At 70.8% G+C, this 21056-nt stretch carries 18 protein-coding genes and 1 pseudogene; 13 read left to right on the top strand and 6 right to left on the bottom strand.

What is annotated here, in order from left to right:
- On the top strand, window positions 1-253 hold a 253-nt coding region (locus AC1DXV_RS17330; protein WP_477934700.1), incomplete at its 5' end, for an NADPH-dependent FMN reductase.
- Between the two features lie 15 nt (window positions 254-268).
- Here AC1DXV_RS17330 and AC1DXV_RS17325 read toward each other — a convergent pair.
- Complete coding sequence (locus tag AC1DXV_RS17325) at window positions 269-979, bottom strand: SDR family NAD(P)-dependent oxidoreductase (protein WP_477934698.1); 711 nt, start codon at window positions 977-979, stop codon at window positions 269-271.
- A 99-nt stretch (window positions 980-1078) separates the two neighbouring features.
- Here AC1DXV_RS17325 and AC1DXV_RS17320 point away from each other — a divergent pair, with 99 nt between their 5' ends.
- The 6 genes from AC1DXV_RS17320 to AC1DXV_RS17295 all read left to right on the top strand — a co-directional run bounded on the left by AC1DXV_RS17320 (window position 1079) and on the right by AC1DXV_RS17295 (window position 10141).
- On the top strand, window positions 1079-2971 hold the full coding sequence (locus tag AC1DXV_RS17320) for a TOL_0244 family TonB-dependent receptor (protein WP_477934696.1): 1893 nt from the start codon (window positions 1079-1081) through the stop codon (window positions 2969-2971).
- A 1-nt stretch (window position 2972) separates the two neighbouring features.
- On the top strand, window positions 2973-3545 hold the full coding sequence (locus AC1DXV_RS17315) for a TOL_0243 family YfiR-like periplasmic protein (RefSeq protein ID WP_477864766.1): 573 nt from the start codon (window positions 2973-2975) through the stop codon (window positions 3543-3545).
- Complete coding sequence (locus AC1DXV_RS17310; protein ID WP_477864765.1) at window positions 3542-5560, top strand: sensor histidine kinase, YfiR-like protein-associated; 2019 nt, start codon at window positions 3542-3544, stop codon at window positions 5558-5560. The genes AC1DXV_RS17315 and AC1DXV_RS17310 overlap by 4 nt, the downstream gene beginning before the upstream one ends.
- Window positions 5561-5774: 214 nt before the next feature.
- Complete coding sequence (locus AC1DXV_RS17305; RefSeq protein ID WP_477864764.1) at window positions 5775-7526, top strand: beta-1,3-glucanase family protein; 1752 nt, start codon at window positions 5775-5777, stop codon at window positions 7524-7526.
- Window positions 7527-7652: 126 nt separating this feature from the next.
- On the top strand, window positions 7653-8198 hold the full coding sequence (locus AC1DXV_RS17300) for a YfiR family protein (protein WP_477864763.1): 546 nt from the start codon (window positions 7653-7655) through the stop codon (window positions 8196-8198).
- Between the two features lie 14 nt (window positions 8199-8212).
- Window positions 8213-10141: a putative bifunctional diguanylate cyclase/phosphodiesterase gene (locus AC1DXV_RS17295; RefSeq protein ID WP_477934694.1), complete on the top strand. Its 1929-nt coding sequence runs from the start codon at window positions 8213-8215 to the stop codon at window positions 10139-10141.
- Here AC1DXV_RS17295 and bla read toward each other — a convergent pair.
- Window positions 10138-11034, bottom strand: coding sequence for a class A beta-lactamase (gene bla, locus AC1DXV_RS17290; RefSeq protein WP_477864761.1), 897 nt, complete (start codon window positions 11032-11034; stop codon window positions 10138-10140). The two genes, AC1DXV_RS17295 and bla, sit on opposite strands and share 4 nt — an antisense overlap.
- A 106-nt stretch (window positions 11035-11140) precedes the next feature.
- Between bla and AC1DXV_RS17285 the strand changes: the two genes are divergently transcribed.
- From AC1DXV_RS17285 to AC1DXV_RS17265, 5 genes are all read left to right on the top strand, one after another.
- Window positions 11141-12013, top strand: coding sequence for a LysR family transcriptional regulator (locus AC1DXV_RS17285; protein WP_477934692.1), 873 nt, complete (start codon window positions 11141-11143; stop codon window positions 12011-12013).
- A gap of 48 nt (window positions 12014-12061) precedes the next feature.
- A complete protein-coding gene (locus AC1DXV_RS17280) occupies window positions 12062-12535 on the top strand; it encodes a hypothetical protein (protein ID WP_477872775.1) in 474 nt (157 codons plus the stop codon).
- A complete protein-coding gene (locus AC1DXV_RS17275; protein WP_477872777.1) occupies window positions 12532-14028 on the top strand; it encodes a hypothetical protein in 1497 nt (498 codons plus the stop codon). Before AC1DXV_RS17280 ends, AC1DXV_RS17275 begins: the two co-directional genes overlap by 4 nt.
- A 711-nt stretch (window positions 14029-14739) precedes the next feature.
- A complete protein-coding gene (locus tag AC1DXV_RS17270; protein ID WP_477867978.1) occupies window positions 14740-15378 on the top strand; it encodes a TetR/AcrR family transcriptional regulator in 639 nt (212 codons plus the stop codon).
- Window positions 15375-16781 carry a DHA2 family efflux MFS transporter permease subunit gene (locus tag AC1DXV_RS17265; RefSeq protein WP_477867976.1) on the top strand — a complete coding sequence of 469 codons (1407 nt, stop codon included), beginning with the start codon at window positions 15375-15377 and terminating at the stop codon, window positions 16779-16781. The genes AC1DXV_RS17270 and AC1DXV_RS17265 overlap by 4 nt, the downstream gene beginning before the upstream one ends.
- A gap of 21 nt (window positions 16782-16802) precedes the next feature.
- On the opposite strand, the gene AC1DXV_RS17260 is transcribed toward AC1DXV_RS17265, so the two are convergent.
- Complete coding sequence (locus AC1DXV_RS17260) at window positions 16803-17702, bottom strand: LysR family transcriptional regulator (RefSeq protein ID WP_477934690.1); 900 nt, start codon at window positions 17700-17702, stop codon at window positions 16803-16805.
- A gap of 65 nt (window positions 17703-17767) precedes the next feature.
- Between AC1DXV_RS17260 and AC1DXV_RS17255 the strand changes: the two genes are divergently transcribed.
- Window positions 17768-18796, top strand: a complete 1029-nt coding sequence (locus AC1DXV_RS17255) for a zinc-dependent alcohol dehydrogenase family protein (RefSeq protein ID WP_477867972.1) — start codon at window positions 17768-17770, stop codon at window positions 18794-18796.
- A gap of 39 nt (window positions 18797-18835) precedes the next feature.
- On the opposite strand, the gene AC1DXV_RS17250 is transcribed toward AC1DXV_RS17255, so the two are convergent.
- The 3 genes and pseudogenes from AC1DXV_RS17250 to AC1DXV_RS17240 form a co-directional block, all read right to left on the bottom strand.
- Complete coding sequence (locus AC1DXV_RS17250; RefSeq protein WP_477867970.1) at window positions 18836-19987, bottom strand: ATP-binding protein; 1152 nt, start codon at window positions 19985-19987, stop codon at window positions 18836-18838.
- A gap of 36 nt (window positions 19988-20023) precedes the next feature.
- On the bottom strand, window positions 20024-20737 hold the full coding sequence (locus AC1DXV_RS17245) for a DUF899 family protein (RefSeq protein ID WP_477867968.1): 714 nt from the start codon (window positions 20735-20737) through the stop codon (window positions 20024-20026).
- 131 nt (window positions 20738-20868) lie between these two features.
- Window positions 20869-21056, bottom strand: a pseudogene (locus tag AC1DXV_RS17240) (IS256 family transposase); the annotation flags it as partial.

The following is a 21056-nucleotide window of genomic DNA, read 5'->3' as shown; positions in this document are numbered from 1 at the left end:
CGTCTGGTCGGGCAAGCCGGCCGCGGTGGTGAGCTGCTCGCCCGGCGCGATCGGCGGCTTCGGCAGCAACCACCACCTGCGGCAGTGCCTGGTGTTCCTCGACATGCCGGTGCTGCAGCAGCCCGAGGCCTACATCGGCAACGTCTCGAAGCTGCTCGGGCCGAACGGCGAGATCAGCGACGACAAATCGCGCGAGTTCTGCACCCTGCTGCTGCAGAAGTTCGAGGCCTGGATCCAGCGCCAGCGGCGCTGAACGGCCCGGTGGGCCTCAGCGCCCGCCGCGCACCGGGATGGCGGCGCCGTGGATGGCGCGCGCCTCGTCGCTGCACAGGAAGGCGATGACACGCGCGATGTCCTGCGGCGCGGTCCAGGTGCTGAAGTCGGCCTGCGGCATCGCGCTGCGGTTGGCCGGCGTGTCGATGGTGCCGGGCAGCACCGAGTTGGCGCGCACGCCGCTGCCGCGCAGCTCGTCGGCCAGCGTGGCCATCAGCGAGAGCACCGCGGCCTTCGACGCCGCATAGAGCCCCGAGCCTGCGGCCGCGGCCAGCCCCGACATCGCGGCCACGTTGACGATGGCGCCGGCGCCCTGCGTGCGCATCGCCGGCACCACGGCGCGCAGCAGCGCATGCATGGCGCGCAGGTTCATGCCGATCATCTGCTCGAGGACGGCGCCATCCTGCTCCCACAGCGGTGCCCCGCCGGCATAGCCGCCGATGGCATTGACCAGCGCATCGATGCGCCCGTGGCGCTGCAGGCATGCGGCGACCGCCTGCCGCACCGCGGCCTCGTCACCGGCATCCAGCTCGATCCCCTGCACCGCCACCGCGCCAGGCCGCAACTGCGCGAGCAACTCGTCGAACGAGCGGCGCTGGCGGTAGCTGACGATCACGCTCGCGCCCGCATCGACGAAGGCTTGTGTGACGGCGCTGCCGAGCGCGCCGGTGCCACCGGCTACGAGGACGATCGCGGGACGGTTCATCGTGGGCTCCATGAAATGAGACCGGATTCTCGCCTCAAGGCCGGTCACCCCGGGCAGTTGCGGCTCGACAGCCGCGCGCGGAAGTCTTAGGCTGCGGCGATGGGAGTCAAGATCGCCGCCACCAGCGCGGCCCTGTGCATTGCGGTGTCGGCTGTTCAGGCGGCAGACCCGGGCTTGACCGATCTCTCGATCGAAGAGCTGGCCAACCTGCAGATCACCTCGGTGTCGCGCCGCGCCGAACGGCTGAGCGACGCCGCCGCCGCGGTCTACGTCATCACCCCCGAGGCGATCCGGCGATCCGGAGCCACCTCGCTGCCGCAGGCACTGCGGCTGGCGCCCAACCTGCAGGTGGCGCAGGTCAACGCCAACCAGTACGCGATCACCGCGCGCGGCTTCAACAACGCCATCGGCAACAAGCTGCTGGTGCTGATCGACGGGCGCACCGTCTACACGCCCTTCTTTTCCGGCGTGTTCTGGGACCAGCAGGACCTGCTGCTGGAAGACGTGGAGCGCATCGAGGTGATCAGCGGCCCGGGCGCAACGCTGTGGGGCTCGAACGCGGTGAACGGGGTGATCAACGTCATCACGCGCGCCGCCGCCGAGACGCAGGGCGTGCTGGCCGTGGCCGATGCCGGCACCAACGAGGGCCGGCTGGCCGCCCGCTACGGCGGCACGCTCGGCGAGCTCGGGCACTTCCGCCTGTATGGCAAGCGCTCGCACCTGAGTCCCACTCGCAACGCGGCCGGGACCGAAGCGACCGACCGCTGGGACATGCAGCAGGCCGGATTCCGCGCCGACGGGTCCGCCGGCAGCGACGACTGGACGCTGCAGGGCGACATCTACCGTGGCATCTCCGATGCGCAGTTCTTCCTCGGGCTGATCAACCTCGGCCGGCTCGAAGCCTCCGGGGCCAACCTGCTGGGCCGCTGGACGCACCGCTTCGACGGCGACTCGAGCCTGCGGCTGCAGGCCTACTACGACCGCAGCAAGCGCGACGACCCGCTGGCGTACCGGCCGCAGGAGCGCATTGCCGACTTCGAGGCCCAGCATGCGCTGCGCCTGGGCGCGCACCAGCTCGTGTGGGGTGGCGGCTACCGGCGCGCCAGCGACGACGTGCAGCCCGGCCTCTTCTTCGGCTTCGTGCCGGCGAGCCGCACGCTCCACTGGAGCAACCTGTTCCTGCAGGACGGCATCCGCCTCGGCGACAACGTCGACCTGACGCTCGGTGCCAAGCTGGAGCACAACGACTACACCGGCACCGAAAAACTGCCCAGCGCACGCCTGGCCTGGAAGCCGGCGCCGCAACAGCTGCTCTGGGGCGCTGTCTCCCGCGCGGTGCGTGCACCGGCCCGCCTCGACCGCGACATCCGGTTGCCGCCGCCGCCACGCCCGGTCTACATCATCGCTGGCGGCTCGGACTTCGTCTCCGAGGTGGCCACCGTCTTCGAACTCGGCTGGCGCGAACAGCTGGGCGCGCAGCTCAGCTACTCGGTCGCCGCCTTCCACACCCGCTGGAGCCGCCTGCGCAGCGGCCAGCCGCCGCCGAACGCGCAGGTGCAGAACATGATCGACGGCAGCACCCAGGGCATCGAAACCTGGGCCGACTGGCGGCCGGTGCCGCGCTGGCGGCTGAGCGCCGGCTTCACGCTGCTGCTCGAAGACCTGCAGGTGATGCCCGGCAGCACCGACCCGGTCGGCCCGCGCGCGCTCGGCAACGATCCGCACCACCAGTGGTCGCTGCGCAGCAGCTTCGACCTGACGCCGACGCAGGAGCTCGACATCGATGTGCGCCGCGTCGCGGCGTTGCCCGACCCGCAGGTCCCGGCCTACACCGCATGGGACCTGCGCTACGGCTGGCGGCCGCGCGCCGACCTGCTGCTGGCACTCGTCGGGCGCAACCTGTTCCAGCCCGCGCATGCGGAGTTCGGCGACCCGGGTCCCCGCAGCGAGATCGCGCGCAGCGCGCTGCTGCAGGTGACCTGGACGTATTGACGTGGACACGGTGAAGGCAGCCGACCCGCCGCGCCGCTTCGGGCGGCGGCGGATGCTCGGCCTTGCCCTGCTGTTCGCCATGCCCTGCGCCGCCCAGTCGCCCGGCAGTGCCGCCGAGTACCAGATCAAGGCCGCCTACCTCTACAAGTTCCTCGCCTACATCGAGTGGCCGCCGCAGGCCTTCGAGCGCGAGCACGCGCCGATCGCCATCGGCGTGCTCGGCTCGGAGCTGCTGGCCGGCGAGCTCGCACAGGCCGTCTCCGGGCGCGAGGTGAACGGCCACGACATCGTGGTGCGCCGGCTGCGCGCCGGCGACACGGCGGCCGGCCTGCACGTGCTGTTCATCGGCCGCGGCGACAGCGGGCGGGTCGCGCAGATCACCGCGGCCGTCAAGGGCCAGCCGCTGCTGATCGTCAGCGAGTCCGACGACGCCTTCGCGCTCGGCAGCGCGATCAACTTCCTGGTCGTCGACGACAAGGTGCGCTTCGACGTGGCGCTGCGCCCCGTCGAGCAGGCCGGCCTCAAGGTCAGCTCGCGCCTGCTGGCGGTGGCCCGCAAGGTGAATTCGCCATGACGATGCGCGGCACCCGCTCGCTGCGCGCCAAGCTGATCGGCATCGTGCTGCTGACGACGCTGCCGGCGGTCGCGGTCGCGATCGCCGCGCTGGTGGCCTACGACCTGCGGGCCTATCACCAGGCCTGGGTCAGCGACATCGGCACGCAGGCCGAGCTGATGGGCCGCACCACCGCGCCGGCCCTCGCCTTCGACGATGCGAAGGCGGCGAGCGAGAACCTCGGGCTGCTGCGCTTCCGGCCGCAGGTGCATGCGGCGGCGCTGTACAGCTCGCGCGGCCAGCTGTTCGCGTCGTATGCGGCGGCGCCGCAGCAGGCCCGCTTTCCGCCTCAACCCGAAGCCGACGTGGAGCGCGTCGACGGGCGCGACCTGGTCGTCTTCCGCCGCGTCGTCAGCGGCGGCGAGTTCCTGGGTACCGTCTACCTGCGTGCCGACTACGAGCTGTACGACCGCTTCCGCGACTACGCCGGCATCGCCGCGGCCGTGGCGGCGCTCGCGATGCTGCTGGCCTGGCTGATCTCGCGCTGGCTGCAGTCGATCGTCACGCGCCCGATCCTCGCGATCGGCCAGGTGGCGCGCGAGGTGGTCGACCAGCGCGACTACTCGCGACGCGCCGAACGCATCAGCGACGACGAGGTCGGCATCCTGGTCGATTCGTTCAACCGCATGATGGCCGAGGTGGAGCGGCATGCGCTCGACAACCGCCAGGCGCTGCTGAAGATCGAGCAGGAGATCGCCGACCGGCGCCAGGCGCAACAGGAAGTGATGCGCTTCAACGAGCAGCTGGAAAGCCGGGTCGGCGAACGCACCGCGCAGCTCGAGGCGTCGAACCGCGAGCTGGCGCTCGCCACCGAGGCGGCGGAGAAGGCCAACCGCGCGAAGTCGGAGTTCCTCTCCAGCATGAGCCACGAACTGCGCACGCCGCTCAACGCGATCCTCGGCTTCGGCCAGCTGCTGGAATCCAACGCCCATGCGCTGCCCGACACCAAGCGCGTCGAGTTCACGCAGCAGATCCTGAAGGCCGGGCGGCACCTGCTGAACCTGATCAACGAGATCCTCGACCTGGCACGCATCGAATCGGCCAACCTGATGCTGTCGCTGGAGCCGGTGGGCCTGGCCGACATGCTGCGCGAATGCGAGACCATGATCAGCCCGGCGGCCGACCAGCGCGGCATCCGGCTGTTCTTCCCCGACGACAGCGGCCTGAGCGTGATCGCCGACCGCACGCGGCTCAAGCAGGTGCTGCTCAACCTGCTGTCGAACGCCGTCAAGTACAACCGCGAGCGCGGCACGGTGGTCGTGGAATGCACGGCGCTGGCCGACGAGCGGGTGCGCGTCTCGGTGCAGGACACCGGCAGCGGCCTGCGGCCGGAGCAGCTCGCGCTGCTGTTCCAGCCCTTCAACCGCCTGGGCCAGGAAGCCGGCAACGTCGAGGGCACCGGCATCGGCCTGGTGGTGACGAAGCGGCTGGTCGAGCTGATGGGCGGGCGCATCGAGGCGAGCAGCACCGCCGGCATCGGCAGCGTGTTCGCGATCGAGCTGCGCGCGGCGCACGGGATGCCGCCCAGCGCACCGTCCACCGGCCACGGCGAGCTGCGCAGCGGCCTTGCGCCGGGCGACCAGGACGACACGCCGCTGCTGCTGTACGTGGAGGACAACCCGGCCAACCTGCAGCTGGTCAGCGAGATCGTCGCGCTGCGCGGCGACATCCGGCAGATGTCGGCACCGGATGCACAGCTGGGCATCGAGCTGGCCCGCGCGCACCGGCCGCAGATCATCCTGATGGACATCAACCTGCCGGGCCTGAACGGCAAGGACGCGCTGGGCGTGCTGCAGGCCGACCCGGTCACCGCCCACATCCCGGTGATCGCGCTGACCGCCAACGCGATGGCCGGCGACGTGGCGCGCGGCATCGCCGCCGGCTTCTTCCGCTACGTGACCAAGCCGATCGCGATCGACAAGCTGAACAAGGCGATCGACGACGCGCTCGCGCGGGCACTGGCCGGCGACCGCTGACCCGCGGCGTTCACTGGCAACCCGGCACTGGCAACCCGGCACTTGCAACCGATTGTTCGGCGGAATGGATGCCCATCGCCCGGCCGCCCGTGAAAGCGCTTTCTCATCTTGTTGCAAAGCACCGCCCCGGCGCGCCTCGCCCGCTTCGAGAATGCCCGGGCACTGCCGGCGCGGCCGGTGGAAAGACACCTTCGAGGGAGTGAGCATGTCGGGCATGAGAAGAGGATTCCTGGGATGGCTGGTGGCGGCGTTCGCCGCGCTGGCCTGCTTCGCGGCACCGGCCGGCGCGGCCGACTTCACGCAGGGCGTGACCAGTTCGGGCAGCACCGCGACGATCTGGTTCAAGTCGAGCGTCGCGACCACCTGGGTCGACATCCACTACCAGGTCAACGGCGGCGCGCAGCAGAACCTGCGCATGGGCTACAACAGCGCGGCCGCGCGCTACGAGCAGGTCGTGACCGGCGTCGCCTCGGGCAACACGCTGGGCTATTTCTTCACCTACAACAACGGCGCGCCGGCCTATGACTCGGCACGCTTCACCGCCACGGTGGGGGGCGGCACCACGACACCGCCGCCCACGGCCAGCGGCGCGATCTGCTTCTACGAGCATGCCGACTACCAGGGTGCCTCGTTCTGCGCCGATGCCGACAGCAGCTGGATCGGCGGCACCTGGAACGACCGCGCCTCGTCGGTCAAGGTCAAGAGCGGCTACCAGGTCGACCTGTTCGACGACATCAACTACGGCGGCCGCAAGCTGACGCTCAGCGCCGACACGCCCAACCTGCCGAACGTGAACTTCAACGACATCGTGTCGTCGTTCCGCGTGCGCCAGGGCAACGGCGGCGTCGACCTGCCGGTGGGCAACGGCGTGATGACGATCAAGCTGGTGAACGGCACCAACGGCGCGTTCGCCGACAACCAGGTCTACTGGTCGATCATCGGCTACAACCCGGACACCAAGGTGCTGTCGCACGTCGATGCGAGCGGGCGCCTGATCCCGGCCGCGGTCGCCGACAACGACGCCGCCAACCGCGTCGCGAAGAACGGCCAGAACTACGCGAACTACTTCAACAAGCTGAGCGACGCCGGCTGGGTCTCGATCCCGAAGATCGATTCGGGCCGCATGTTCATCAGCCTCGGTTCGCCGATGTTCATCAAGATCAACGTCGCCGGCGACGGCCGCCTGGGCTTCGCCGGGCCCGACCTCGGCAACCCGGGCGACCCGAACCAGGACGTGAACTTCGAGTGGATCGAGTTCACCGTCGACAACAGCGGCTACCACGGCAACACGACGCGCGTGGACCAGTTCGGCTTCCCGATCAAGACGCGCCTGCTCGGCAAGGACGGCTACGACCGCACGTTGGGCGACAACGCATCGCGGGCGCAGATCTTCGCCGACTTCGAGGCGCTGCCGCAGGCCGAATTCCGCGCGCTGGTGCAGCGGCCGTACCGCATCATCGCGCCGGCCAAGTCGGTGTTCGGCGCCGGTCGCGCGCAGGGCAACTACTTCGCGTCCTACGTCGACCAGGTGTGGAGCCGCTACGCCGGCACCGACCTGGTGTTCAGCGCCGAGGCCGGCACCTTCCGCGGCCGCGTGATCGGCAACGACTTCGTGTTCTCGAAGGACGGCGGCCCGCAGAACCTGTACATCCGCGGCAAGCCGACGACGCAGGGCATCCTCGAGGCGTCCGGCAACCTGGCGAGCGGCAGTTCGCAGGAGCTGGTGGTGCAGGCGCAGATCGCGGCCGCGTTCAACCGCCACCTGCTGATCAGCGTCGACCCGTCGCAGTGGAGCAACTCGGCGGCGTACTACCCCGCCGGCCCTGCCAACTACTACGCGAAGTTCTGGCACGACCACAGCATCGACGGGCTGGCCTACGGCTTCGCCTACGACGACGTGCGCAGCAAGAGCACGCTGCTGGAGCACCCGACGCCGCGCGGCATGATCGTCACGGTGGGCTGGTAAGCCCCACGGGGCTGTGCCGGTACGCGTGTCCCGCGGCCGGCGCTCAAGCAGGCCCGGGCCGGGCCGATAAGAAAAGGCGCCGTCCGCATGTCGCGGGCGGCGCCTTTTTTCCGTTCTGCCCGCGCCGTGAATCGCCTTCCCTCCCCGGTCCCCCGGTTGCCGTCCTGCCTGCTGGCTGCGCTCGCCGGGGCGGCGCTGTGCGCCGGCATGCCGGCCGCGCGGGCTGCACCGGGCGACGAGGCCGAGCAGAAGGCGACCCTGGTCTTCAACCTGCTGCTGTTCGTCGACTGGCCCGTCGACGTGCTGCCGCCCCAGGCGCCGTCGCTCGCGCTGTGCATCGACGGCGCGAGCCCGCTGCAGGCGGCGGTGAAGGCACTGGAGGGCCGCATCGTGCGCCACTGGCGGCTCGACGTGCGCGAGCTCTCGGCCGCCGGCAGCTGGTCGGCCTGCCATGCCGCGCTGCTGGACAGCCCGTCGAACGCGCCGCTGCGCCCGCCGGTCGGCACGCTGCTGATCTCGGATGGCGACGCCGCGCCGTCGGTGCGTGCCGCCGTGGCGCTGCACCGCACCGGCGGTCGCGTGGTGTTCGACATCGATCTCGCGACCATCCGCGAGTCGCGCCTGCAGGTCAGCTCGAAACTGCTGCGCGTGGCGCGCCGGGTGACCGAATGACCGGCGGGCGAATGATGGACCTCATCGAGCGCCGCCGCGATCCGTTCCGCGTGCAGCCGGGGCCGCAGCTCGGGCGCCGGCTGATGCGCGCGGTGGCGCTCAGCGTCAGCACCGCGCTGCTGGTGGCCGGGCTCAGCTTCGACGCCTACGTGTACTTCTCGCTGCGCAGCGCGATGGTCGACGACCTCACCGCGCAGGCGCACATCGTCGCCGACAACAGCTCGGCGGCGGTGCTGTTCGGCGACAGCGGCGCCGCCGCGCAGACCCTGTCCGGCCTGCAATCGTCCGAGGCCATCGAAAGCGCCTCGCTGCACGACCTGCAGGACCGCATGGTCGCCGCCTACCGCGCACCCGACCTGCGCACGCAGCGCGTCGACCCCGCGCCGCTGCCGCCGCCGCTCGCGAACGAAGGCCATCTGTTCGCGCAGAACCGCCTGCACGTGCGCGTGCCGGTGCGCGAGGGCGACCGCGTGGTCGGCCACGTGCTGCTGAGCGCGAGCCTGCGCCCGCTGTACGAGCGCGTCGCCGCGTTCGTCGCGATCACGCTGGTGGTGAGCCTGGTGTCGTTCGCGCTGGCGTATGCGCTCGCGATCGGCATCCGCCGGCAGATCGAGGGCACCGAGAAGCGCCTGGACTACCTCGCCCACTACGACCCGGTCACCGGGCTGCCGAACCGGCATGCCGCCAACGAGCAGATCCAGCGGCTGATCTCGACGGTCGGCCGCACCAGCGAGGGCTTCGGCCTGCTGCTGCTCGACCTCGACGACTTCAAGCTCGTCAACGACACGCTCGGCCATGGCGTCGGCGACGAGCTGCTGCGTGCGCTGGCCGGGCGGCTGACCAAGTTCATGCGGCCGACCGACGTGGCGTTCCGCTTCGGCGGCGACGAGTTCGTGATCCTGTCGCCGCGCGTCGTCGACCCGGTGCAGCTGCAGGCGCTCGCCAACGCGGCGATGCGCGCGTTCGACGAGCCGCTGACGGTGGGCGCCCAGCTGCTGCGGGTGCGCGGCAGCGCCGGTGTCGCGCTGTACCCGAACGATGCGCCCGATGCGGCCTCGCTGGTGCTGGCCGCCGACACCGCGATGTACGAGGCCAAGCGCATGGGCAAGAACACCTTCGCGCTGTTCCAGCCCCGCATGCTGAACGACACGACGCGGCGCGTGCAGCTCGAGGCCGACCTGCGCGAGGCCGTCTCGCACCAGCAGCTGCGGCTGCTGTACCAGCCGATCGTCGACCTCGCCACGCAGCGGCTGGTGGGCGTGGAGGCGCTGCTGCGCTGGGAGCATCCGCGGCTCGGCCAGGTGTCGCCGGTCGAGTTCATCCCGATCGCCGAATCGAGCGGGCTGATCGTCGACATCGGCCAGTGGGTGCTGCATGCCGCGTGCCGGCAGATCCGCAGCTGGCACGACGCCGGGCAGCGGCTGCACGTGGCGGTGAACGTCTCGGCGCTGCAGATCCGGCGCGGCATCCAGGCGCAGATCGATGCGGCGCTGCGCGCGTCGGGGGCCGATCCGCGCGCGCTGCAGATCGAGATCACCGAGCATTCGATGGTCGAGGACCTGGCCAGCAACGTCGCGCAGCTCGAAGCCGTGCGCGCGCTCGGCATCCAGGTGGCGGTCGACGATTTCGGCACCGGGCTGTCGTCGCTCGCGTACCTGAAGCGGCTGCCGATCGGCAAGCTGAAGATCGACCGCGCCTTCGTGAAGGACCTGCCGGACAGCAGCGACGATGCGGCGATCGCGTCGGCCATCATCTCGATGGCGCACAGCCTGTCGCTGACCGTCGTCGCCGAAGGGATCGAGACGACGGCGCAACGCGACTTCCTCGCCCTGCAGCACTGCGATTTCGCGCAGGGCTACCTGTACAGCAAGCCGGTGAGCGTGCAGGCGATCGATGCGATGCTGGCTTCCGGTCGCGTGCTCCCGGCACTCTCCGCGTCCTAGACGGCACGCGCTGCGGCCTCGCGCGCCACGGCCGCCAGCGCGGCATTCAGGCGCTTCGCATCGGCCTGGCTGTCGGTCAGGTACGCGGTGATGACCAGCGGCGCGCGGTTCGGCGGCCAGACCACGGCCACGTCGTTGGTGCTGCCGCGCGCGCCGGTRCCGGTCTTGTCGGCGGCGCGCCACTCGGGCGGGAGCCCGGCGCGCAGGCGATCGGTGCCGGTGCGCACCGCCTCCATCCACGCCACCAGCCGCGCGCGCGACGCGTCGGAGAGCGCCGTGCCGAGCAAGGCGCCTTGCAGCGCGATCGCCATCGAGCGCGGCGTCGTCGTGTCGCGCGGATCGCCGGGGCGGGCCTCGTTCAGCGCTGGCTCGGTGCGGTCCAGCCGCGTCTTCGTGTCGCCCAGCGTGCGCGCGTAGCGGGTGATCGCTGCCGGCCCGCCGAAACTCGCGAGCAGCAGGTTCGCCGCGGCGTTGTCGCTGACCAGCACGGCCGCTTCGCACAGCTCGGCGATGCTCATGCCGTGGTCGCCGACGTGCTTCTCGGCGACGGGCGAATGGCTGATCAGCATCTCGCGGCGCACCGCGACACGGCGGTCCAGCCGCTCGAGGCCGGCATCGACGCGCTGCAGCGCCAGTGCCGCGGCGAGCCACTTGAAGGTGCTGCACATCGGGAAGCGCTCGTCGAGGCGGTGGCCGTCGAAGCGGCCGCTGCCGGTGTCGAGCACCGCGATGCCGAGCCGGCCACCGGATTCGGCCTCGATCGCCGCCCAGCGGGGGTCGATCGCCTGCTCCAAGTTTTTCTGGGCGGCCTGGGTCGGCATCGCGGCGCAGGCCATCGGCAGCGCCGTCGTCAGCGACCACGCGAGCGCGCTGTTGAACTGTCTTCTTTGCATCGTGACTTCCTCGTGGCTTGTCGGTTCGGAGAGCGTGCACGATAGCCATCGCCCCGGCTTCGCTCAAACACTGCTTTCGGGGGTGAGCCCCCAGATAATCCGGGCCATGCAACTTCCGTTGAATGCCATGCGTGCCTTCGAGGCGTCGGCGCGCCACCTGAGCTTCACGCGCGCCGCGCTGGAGCTGTGCGTGACGCAGAACGCCGTCAGCGCGCAGGTGAAGAACCTGGAGCAGCGGCTGGGCGTGGCGTTGTTCCGCCGCCTGCCGCGCGGGCTGGCGTTGACGGACGAGGGTGCGGCGCTGCTGCCGATGCTCAGCGAGAGCTTCGAGCGCATGCGGCTGGTGCTGGAGCAGTTCGAGGGCGGGCTGCGCCGCGAGGTGCTGACGGTGGCGGTGGTCGGCACCTTCGCGGTCGGCTGGCTGCTGCCGCGGCTCGCGGCCTTCCGCCGCGACCATCCGTCGATCGACCTGCGGGTGCTGACCAACAACAACCGGGTCGACCTGGCGGCCGAGGGGCTGGACTGCGCGATCCGCTTCGGCGACGGCGCCTGGCACGGCACCGAAGCCGAGCCGCTGCTGGAGGCACCGCTGTCGCCGGTGTGCACGCCAGCCATCGCGCGGCGGCTGCGCACGCCGGCCGCGCTGGCGGACGAGACGCTGCTGCGCTCGTACCGCGCCGACGAGTGGGCGCGCTGGTGTGCCGCCGCGGGCATCGAGCCGCCGCTGCTGCGCGGGCCGGTGTTCGATTCGTCGATCGCGATGGCGGCCGCCGCGGCGCAGGGCATCGGCGTCGCGCTGCTGCCGCCGGCGATGTTCGGCGAGGAGCTGCGCACCGAGCGGCTGGTGCAGCCGTTCGCGCTGGGGGTGTCGCTCGGGCGCTACTGGATCACGCGGCTGAAGTCGCGCGCGCCCACGCAGGCGATGCGGGTGTTCCAGGCCTGGGTGATGCAGGAAGCTTCGCAGCACTCGACGAAATAGCTGTACACCTATACAGTACGCGCCCAGTTCATCCATTCGCCACGACCCATGCCCGACACCACCGACGACACCGTGCTGATCCAGGAAGCGCGCCACTGGGAAGACGAGACCTGGATCGCCCAGGTGATCAAGAACGAGGACGACGACGGCTGGGCCGTCTCGATGACGCTGCGCGGCGAGGCCGAACCGGCGCTGGTCGGGCCGTGGACCATGGGCCGCGACAAGAAGAACCCGAAGCCGCTGGATGCGCCGGCCTTCCACACGCTGGTCAAGACCGCCCACGAGGTGCGGCGCCGCCACGAGCAGCAACTGCAGGCGCGGCTGCACAAGAAGATATGGATCGGGAGCGGCGCACAGGAAATCGTCGTGACGCTCGACATCGTGCCGGACGACGACGATCCCTACGCGATGCTGGCGGCCCGCGATGCCGAGGGCCGGGAAGTGGCGCGCAAGCGCGTCGAGGCCGGGTTCCGGCTGACGGCCGAGACGGCCGAGGCCTGGCTCGCGCGCGAGCTCGCTTGACCCGAMGGCTTCGGCGCGCCGCGGTGTTGGCCGGCACGCTGCTCGCAGCCGGCGTGGCCCAGGCGGACAGCGAATCCAGGGACGAAGGCGGGCGCGACGGCCCCGATGCGCCGATCCAGACGATCACGCTGCTCGGCTACGAGCACGTGCGGCTGCCGCAGGGCGAGCGCATGGGCCTGGTGGGCGGCTCGCTGCTGTTCGACGCCGGCTCCGGCTGGGCGTTCGGGCCAGCCGTGTATGGGGCGGCCACCGGGCAACGCGGCGGGTTGTTCGTCGCCGGGGTCGAGGTGCAGCACCGCTGGCAGTTCAGCCCCGGCTGGACGCTGGCCACGGGCCTGTACGCGGGCGGCGGCGGTGGCGCATCCGCGCCGGTGGGCTCGGGCCTGATGCTGCGGCCTGCGCTGACGGTGATGAAGGACATCGGCCCGGCGCTGCAGCTGGGCGTCTCGGCGTCTGCCGTGAATTTCCCGAGCGGCGAGATCAAGAGCGGGCAGCTGGGCCTGGCCCTGGCATGGCGTGGTGGTTTCACGCACCTGGCCGGAGAGCACGGCGGCACGGCCAGCACATCGAGCGGCATCACCGGCCTCGGCTTCGACCGCATGGCGCTGACCGCCACCACCTACCGCTTCGACGGCGCGCCGCGCCCGGCGGCCGGGCTGGCCGGTGCGCGCGCGGAACGCCGGCTCGCCAACGGCTGGTCCTGGGGTCTCGAATCAGCCGCCGCGGCCAAGGGCGATGCGGCAGGCTACATGGAAATTCTCGGCACGGTCGGCGCGAGCTTCGCGCCGTGGCCCGAGTTGTTGCCCACCTGGCGCGCCGGCGTGCGGGTGGCCGGTGGGTTGGGTGGTGGCGGAGCCGTGCCGACCGGCGGCGGCCTGATCGGCAAGGCCACCGGCACGATGGAGTGGAGCCCCGCCCCCGGCTGGACGATCGGCGGCGAGTACGGCCGCATCCGCGCCGCCAACGGCGACTTGCGCGCCCGCCAGGCCCAGCTGTGGCTCGGCATCGACCTCGAACCCGGACATGACGGGCGCACGATGCCGCCGCGTGTCGTGCGCACCGAATGGGTCGCCGTGCTGCAACACCATGCGCGCGTGCTGCGCCAGGACGGCAGCCGCCAGTCGCTCGACACGATCGGCCTGAAGCTGAACCGCTACGTCGACGACTTCGTCTACGTCAGCGGCCAGGCGCACAGCGCGTACGCCGGAAATGCCGGCGCCTATTCAACGGGGCTGATCGGCGCCGGCATCGCGAGCAGCCCGGGCACGCCGGTGCGAATCGGCATCGAAGCGCTGGCGGGTGCGGCTGGCGGCGGTGGTGTCGCGACGGCCGGGGGCGCGATCCTGCAAAGCGTTCTGTGGGCCGGCTGGGCCGTCACGCCGCGCAGCGAATGGCGCGTGGGTGCCGGGGCGATGCAGCCGTTGCGTGGGAGCAAGGCGACGCCTGTTGTTGAACTGGCCTGGAGTCGTAGCTTCGGGATGTCTGGCTGGTGATTCCTGCGCGGCGCGGCGCGGCGAGTGGGGGGCTGGGCTGAGGGCTCATGCCGAGGCGGTCGGCGCCCCAGGGGGCGCCGACTCCACGAAGAAGCTCGGTTCCGTGGGTGCATCGCCAAACTCCCTCCACTCACTTCGTTCGTTGTGGTCAAACAGTGGCGATGAGTATGTCTACGAAGCGCGCTGGCGCGCGCCACCCCCGGAACCGAKCTTCTTCGTCGCCTCAGAAATCGCCCCCAACCCAGCCCCCCACTCGCCACGCCGCGCAACACCGCCGCTCTTGTTGGGGGAAAAGATTGAAGTGACCGACGAGCGCGCGGGCGCTCGCATGCTCGTCGGTCACTTCAATCTTTTCCCCCAAACACAGACGGGTGGTGGCCGCAAAGGCGCGGGTAGGGAGGCTGTGGAGCGCCAATAGGGACGGGGCGCCGGAGCTGGCTGGTTTCATGGCCCGCGTGCGCAGCACGCTTCGTGCACTGACTGTCGCCCACTGTTTGACCACAACGAACGAAGTGAGTGGAGGGAGTTTGGGCGACGGGCCTTGAAACCAGTCAGCGGAGGGTAGTCATTGCCCCGCCAGGGGCAATGACCGCACCGGCCGGCGAGCCACAGCCTCCCTACCCGCGCCTTTGCACGCAGCACAAGCAAGCATGAACCAGCGAACAGCAATATGATCAACGTCATATTAATGAATCCGGCACGCACACACCAATGGCACGCCCCGCCAACACCCGCAAGGAAGAAACGCATGAGCGCATCGTCGAAGCCGCCGCCCGCGCGATCCGCCGCCATGGCTACGCAGGCCTCGGCGTCGCCGACGTGATGAAGGACGCCGGGCTCACGCACGGCGGCTTCTATGCGCACTTCGAATCGCGCGATGCACTGCTCGTCGAAGCGCTCGAACGCGCCAGCCGCGAGAGCGCCGACCGCGTCGCACGGTCCACCGCGCAACGCGCCGCCCGGGGCGTCAGCCCGTTTCGCGCATTGGTCGATGCCTACCTCGCCGATCGCCACCTCGTGTCGATGGACAGCGGCTGCCCGGTCGCCGCGCTCGGCTCCGACATGCCGCGCCAGTCCGAGCTCGTGCGCGAGGCCTCCGCGCAGCGCGTGCGCCGCCTCGTCGATCGCGTGACGACCGCGTTGCCCGAGACGCACCGCGCCGCCGCCGGCGTCATCACTGGCACGCTGGTCGGCTCGCTGCAACTGGCCCGCGCGCTCGGCAACACCACCGAAGGCCGCGCCCTGCTGGCAGGCGCACGCCAGGCCTTGCTGCTGCAGTACGACACACCCGCCGCTGCCGCCGCTGCCGCCGCAGCCACCACCGCAACACCCGCCGAGCAAGCACCATGAGCATCGCCACCCCCGTCGCCATCGAGCCACCCGCCCCGCGCACCTCCCCGTGGCCCGTCTTCTGGGTCGCGAGCGTCGCGGCCTTCCTGGTGTCGCTCGACAGCACGATGCTGTACGCCGCCTTCGGCGCACTGCGCGCCGGCTTCCCGCAGGCCACGGCCGCCGACATGTCGTGGGTGCTCAACGCCTACACCGTCGTCTACGCCGCCATGCTGATCCCCGCCGGCGGGCTCGCCGACACGCACGGCCGCAAGCGCGTCTTCCTGTTCGGCGTCACCGTCTTCATCGCCGCCTCCGCCGCCTGCGGGCTGGCCGGCAGCGTCGGCTGGCTGATCGCCGCGCGCGTGCTGCAGGCCGTCGGCGCGGCCCTGCTGACGCCGGCCTCGCTGTCGATCGTGCTCAATGCCTTCCCGCAGGAGAAACGCGCGCTCACCGTGAGCCTGTGGGGCGCGGTCGCCGGCTTCGCGGCCGCCGTCGGCCCGAGCCTCGGCTCGCTCGTCGTCGAAACCGTCGGCTGGCCCTGGGCCTTCTTCATCAACCTGCCGATCGGCGCGCTGTCGCTGTGGCGCGGCGCCGCGCTGCTCGCCGAATCCCCGCGCTCCACCACGCCGCGCAAGATCGACGCGGTCGGCATGGCGCTGCTGATCGTCGCGGTCGGCGCCATCGCGCTGGCCATCGTCGAATCCGAATCGCCGGCCTGGACGCGCGCGCAACGGGTCGCCGCCGCCGGCACCGGCGTGATCGCGCTGGTGGCCTTCGTCATCTGGGCCGGCCGCGCGCGCGATCCGCTGGTCGACCTCGGCCTGTTCCGCCACCGCACCTACAGCGCCGTCAACGCGGCCACGCTCGCTTTCGGCATCGCGTTCGCGATGATGTTCTTCACGTTCTTCTTCTACATGAACAACGTCTGGCACTACAGCCAGGCGCTGGCCGGCATCGCGATCGCACCGGGCCCGCTCACCGTGATCCCGGTCGCCATCGTCACCGGCCGCCTCGCCGGGCGCCTCGGCCACCGACCCTTCCTGGTCGGCGGCGCACTGCTCTATGCCGTCGCCGGCCTCTGGTTCATGACGATGCCCGGCCTCGAACCCGCCTACCTGACGCACTGGCTGCCCGGCCTGCTGCTGAGCGGCGCCAGCGTCGGCATGGTGCTGCCGTCGCTGTCGGGCGCGGCGGTCAGCAAGCTGCCGGCCCAGCACTACGCGGTCGGCAGCGCGGTCAACCAGGCCACGCGCCAGATCGGCGCGGTGATCGGCGTCGCGATCACGGTGCTGCTGCTCGGCCACGGCGTCGTGCAGCGCAGCGATTTCAACGCGGTCTACGGGCTGCACATCGGCCTCGCGCTGCTGACGGCGCTGCTGTGTCTCTTCGTCAACACCCGGCCGGCACCGCGGCCATCCTGAAGCGGCGGGGCCGGAGCGGCTTCACCCGTTCGCGCGCTGCTGCGCTTGCGCCACCACGAACTCGACGAACGCGCGCAGCCGGCCCGCATTCCGCAGGTCCTGGTGGTAGCCCATCCAGACCTCGCGGCCGGGCGGCGGCTCGGCTCTCGTGACGCGGCGCAGCCCGGGCATCCCGTCGGCCAGCGCGCGCGGCAGCACCGCCACGCCGGCCCCGGCCGCGCACAGGCGCGCCTGCGCTTCGCGGCTGTTGCTGCCGAACACCGTGCGGGCCTCGGGAAAGCTGCGCTTGAGCCAGGCCACGTCGGGCATGTCGTCGAAGGCGCTGTCCATCGTCACCAGCCGCAGGCCCTGACCGCGCCGCGGCAGCGGGCCCTTGCGGGTGCTCGCGACGTACAGGCCGTAGTCGAGGTGCATGAAGCGCCGCTGCACGACCTCGGGCTCGCTGAACGGCGCAATGCGGAAGACCAGGTCGGCCTCGCGCCGCGCCAGGCTGAACAGCCGGCTGTCGGTGATCAGCTCGATCGTCACCTGCGGATGCAGCGCCATGAACGCGGCGCACCACGGCGCCAACACGTGCACGCCGAACCAGTCCGACGACGAGATCCGCAGCAGGCCGCTCAGCGCCACCTGGCCGTCGGCGAGGCGGCGCTCGATCGCCAGCGCTTCTTCCTCGATGCGCTGCGCATGCTGCAGCACCGACTGCCCTTCCTCGGTCAGCACGAAGCCGGCGCTGCCGCGCTGGAACAGCCGCTGGCCGAGTGAATCCTCGAGCGCGCGCAGGCGCCGGCCCATCGTCGGCTGCGTCTGGCCGATGCGCCGCGCGGCACCGCCCAGCGAGCCCTCGCGCGCGATCGCGAGGAACACCTTCACGTCGCTCCACTCCATGTCGGCCCCATGCAGATTCGTTTGGATGGCGTGCATTCTTGTCGATTGAAGAACGTTTGTGAATGAACCAGACTGGCTGCATCACTTCCTGGAGAACCGCCATGTCATCCCCTGCCACCCTTCTCGCCCTGCCCATCCGCACCAGCGCGGCCTTCGTCGATGCCACCGGTGCGCCCTTCACCGTGCGCGAGATGCCGATGCCGTCGGCCGGCGCGGGCCAGGTCCTCGTCGAGGTGCGGGCCAGCGGCCTGAACCCGCTCGACGCGAAGATCCGTGCCGGCCAGGCCGCCCATGCGCGGCAGCCGCTGCCGGCCGTGCTGGGCATCGACATGGCCGGCACCGTGCGCGCGGTCGGCGCCGGCGTGTCTCACCTGCGGCCGGGCGACGAGGTGTTCGGCATGGTCGGCGGCGTCGGCGGGCATGCGGGCACGCTGGCCGGCTTCATCGCGGTGGATGCGCGGCTGCTGGCGCTGCGGCCGGCCGCGCTGTCACCGCGCGAGGCGGCGGTGCTGCCGCTGGTCGCGATCACGGCGTGGGAAGGGCTCGTCGACCGGGCGCGGGTGAAGCCCGGTGACCGCGTGCTGGTGCATGGCGGGGCCGGCGGCGTCGGGCACATCGCGGTGCAGCTGGCGCGTGCGCACGGGGCCGAGGTGTGGGCCACCGGCAGCGCGGCACAGCTCGACGCGATCCACCAACTCGGCGCCACGCCGATCGACTACTCGGCAACGCCGGTGGAGCGCTACGTGGCCGAGGCCACCGCCGGCGCGGGCTTCGACATCGTGTTCGACACGGTGGGCGGCGCGACGCTCGATACGTCGTTCCTTGCCGCGCGCCGCTACACCGGCCACGTGGTCAGCAGCCTCGGCTGGGGCACGCATGCGCTGGCGCCGCTGTCGTTCCGCGGTGCCACCTACTCCGGCGTGTTCACGCTGCTGCCGCTGCTGACCGGCGAAGGGCTGGCCCACCACGGCGAGATCCTGGGCCACGCGGCGCGGCTGGCGGCCGAAGGCAAGCTGCGGCCGATGCTGGACGCGCATCGCTTCACGCTGGGCGAGGTGGATGCGGCCCACGCGCGGATGGCCGGCGGCCAGGCGCGCGGCAAGATTGCCGTCGACGTCGGCGCGGCGTGATGGCCACGCGGGTCGGTACGCTGCCGCAGGTCGGGATCCTCAAGCCCCGTCGCGGCGCACGCAGATTCGTGGCAACCGAAGCTCGAAGCGCGTGGCGCCCGCATCCGACGAGACATCCACCGTGCCGCCATGGGCCAGGGCGATCTCGCGCACGACGTACAGGCCGAGGCCGAGGTTGGCGCCGGCCACCTGGGAGTCGGCATCTTCTTCGTCGCCGCCGGCGCGCACCAGCGGATCGAAGAGACTGGGCAGCAGCTCGGCAGGAATGGGCTTGCCGTGATTCTCGACGGCCAGCAGGACTTCGTCGGAGCGCGTGCCATCCAGGATGACGCGCACCGGCGAACTGGGGAATCCGTACTTCAAGGCATTGAACACCAGGTTGGACAAGGCCTGGTGCAGGCGTCGCGCGTCCCATTCACCCTGCAGATCGCCCAGCGCGGTCAGCTGCAGGACTCTTCCGGGGGTGATCGCATCGATTTCCTGCAACGTGTTCTGGGCGAACTTGTCCAGATGGAGAGGCGCCGGACTGACGGGCAGGCCGGCCCCCAGGCGATGGCGCGTGTACTCGACCAGGTCGTCCAGCAGGGCCTTCATCTGGCCGACGCTGCGCTGCACCACGGCGAGCTGGGGCGCTTCGTCGGGGCGGTTGCGCAGCGCGAGCGCCGCGTAGGCCGAGATCGTGCTGAGCGGGCCTCGCAGGTCGTGACCCAGCATCCCGAGAAACAGGTCGCGCGTGCGGTTCACCTCCAGCACGAAGACGCTCAACGACTCCGCGATGGCCTGGTCCACGGCCTCGTTGAAGCGCGTCACGTCGTCGAGATCCTGGGGGGCCTGCGCCTCGCCCGAGGAAGCACGCCACAACCTCAACACCGTCGCGCGCAGCGCACGGTATTCGGCCACCATCTGCTCCACCTCGAAGCCCTGTCGCTCGCGCTGCCGGGCATGGCTGCGCGACGGGATGCTTCGCAAGGGGGTCGGCGAGTCGCTCTGGCCTTCCGACTTGGCTTGCCGCTCATCGTCGTCCTGCGGACGGCGCATGTCTTCGGCGATCTTCTGCAGGATCAGCCTGCCGTGGTCGAGCAGGCCCGCCTCGTCCATGCTGGCCGCCGCGGGCATCTGGTTGGCGGCGAAAGCGACCCAATCCCGCAGGATGGCATCGAGGTTGGCGTGAATGAAGCTCGACAGGCGCATCCGGCATTCTGCGCCCTGCGCGAAACCGCCGAAGCCTCAGCGCTTCGGGTACTCGAGTTCCGGGTACCAGTCGACGCCCCGGCCGCCGGGCGTCATGTCGAGCACGATCCAGATCGGCATCACTTCGGGCGCACCGCGCGGGTCCTGGCCGGGGTCGGCGCTCTCCGGCCCCATCTCGTCGCCCCAGGTGTGGCGGATGACGCCGTCGCGGCGCGTGAAGACGTTGAAGCCGGCGTTGTCACCGGTGCTCGCCGGGTCTTCGTCGGCGTAGTCGCGGTTGAAGTCGTTGCCGCCCGACGAGTACAGGCGCAGGTGGCGCCAGCCGCGCTCCTTCTTGAAGGCCAGGATGCGGTCGATCGGCGAGCGGGCGATCACCGAGAACGCGACGCGCTGCAGGATGTCGGGCATCTCGCCATCGAACGCGCTGAGCATCGAGGTGCACATCGGGCACGGCCGCTTGCGCTGCGGGCCGTACATGAAGTTGTAGGTGACCAGCGTGTCGTGCTCGCCGAACATCTGCGACAGCGTGACGGAGCCCTGTTCGCCGTCGAAGCGGTAGTCGTGCGGCACGACGCCGCCCGGCGGCAGCGCGCGGCGCTGCGCGGCCACGCGCTCGCTGAGGCGGCGCAGTTCGATCTCCTGCTCGAGCAGGGCGTTGCGGGCGGCGCGGTACTCGGGGGTTTCGCCGGGGAAGCGGCGCTTGGACTGGGCCAGGTCCTTGGCGGGGCGGAGGGGGGGCTGTACGGTCATGGACGTCTCCGGAGGTGAGGTGACACGAGGACGACGAATGACGACGGGCGGAATCGACAGGAGAAGCCGGGGGGCTGTCAGGATTTCTGTGTGCGAGGCGGTTGAGATGAATTGGCTATTGGCCGACTCGCTTATCGACTGCCGTGCGCCGGCAGTGTGAATCGCTCTTCGTAGACCACAGCGAATTGGTTCATCGCGGGGCGCCACTCCTTGGCTGCGCGTCCCCAGTCAGCCGTGATGTTGCGCAGTGCCAGCCAGATCAGCTTGGTGGCCGCGTCGTCGCTGGGGAAGTGCCCGCGCGTCTTGATGATCTTGCGCA

It is taken from the genome of Rhizobacter sp. P3_C12 (assembly GCF_056402735.1).
Note: the sequence above shows the minus strand (reverse complement) of the source record. Positions and strands in the feature narration are given on the sequence as shown.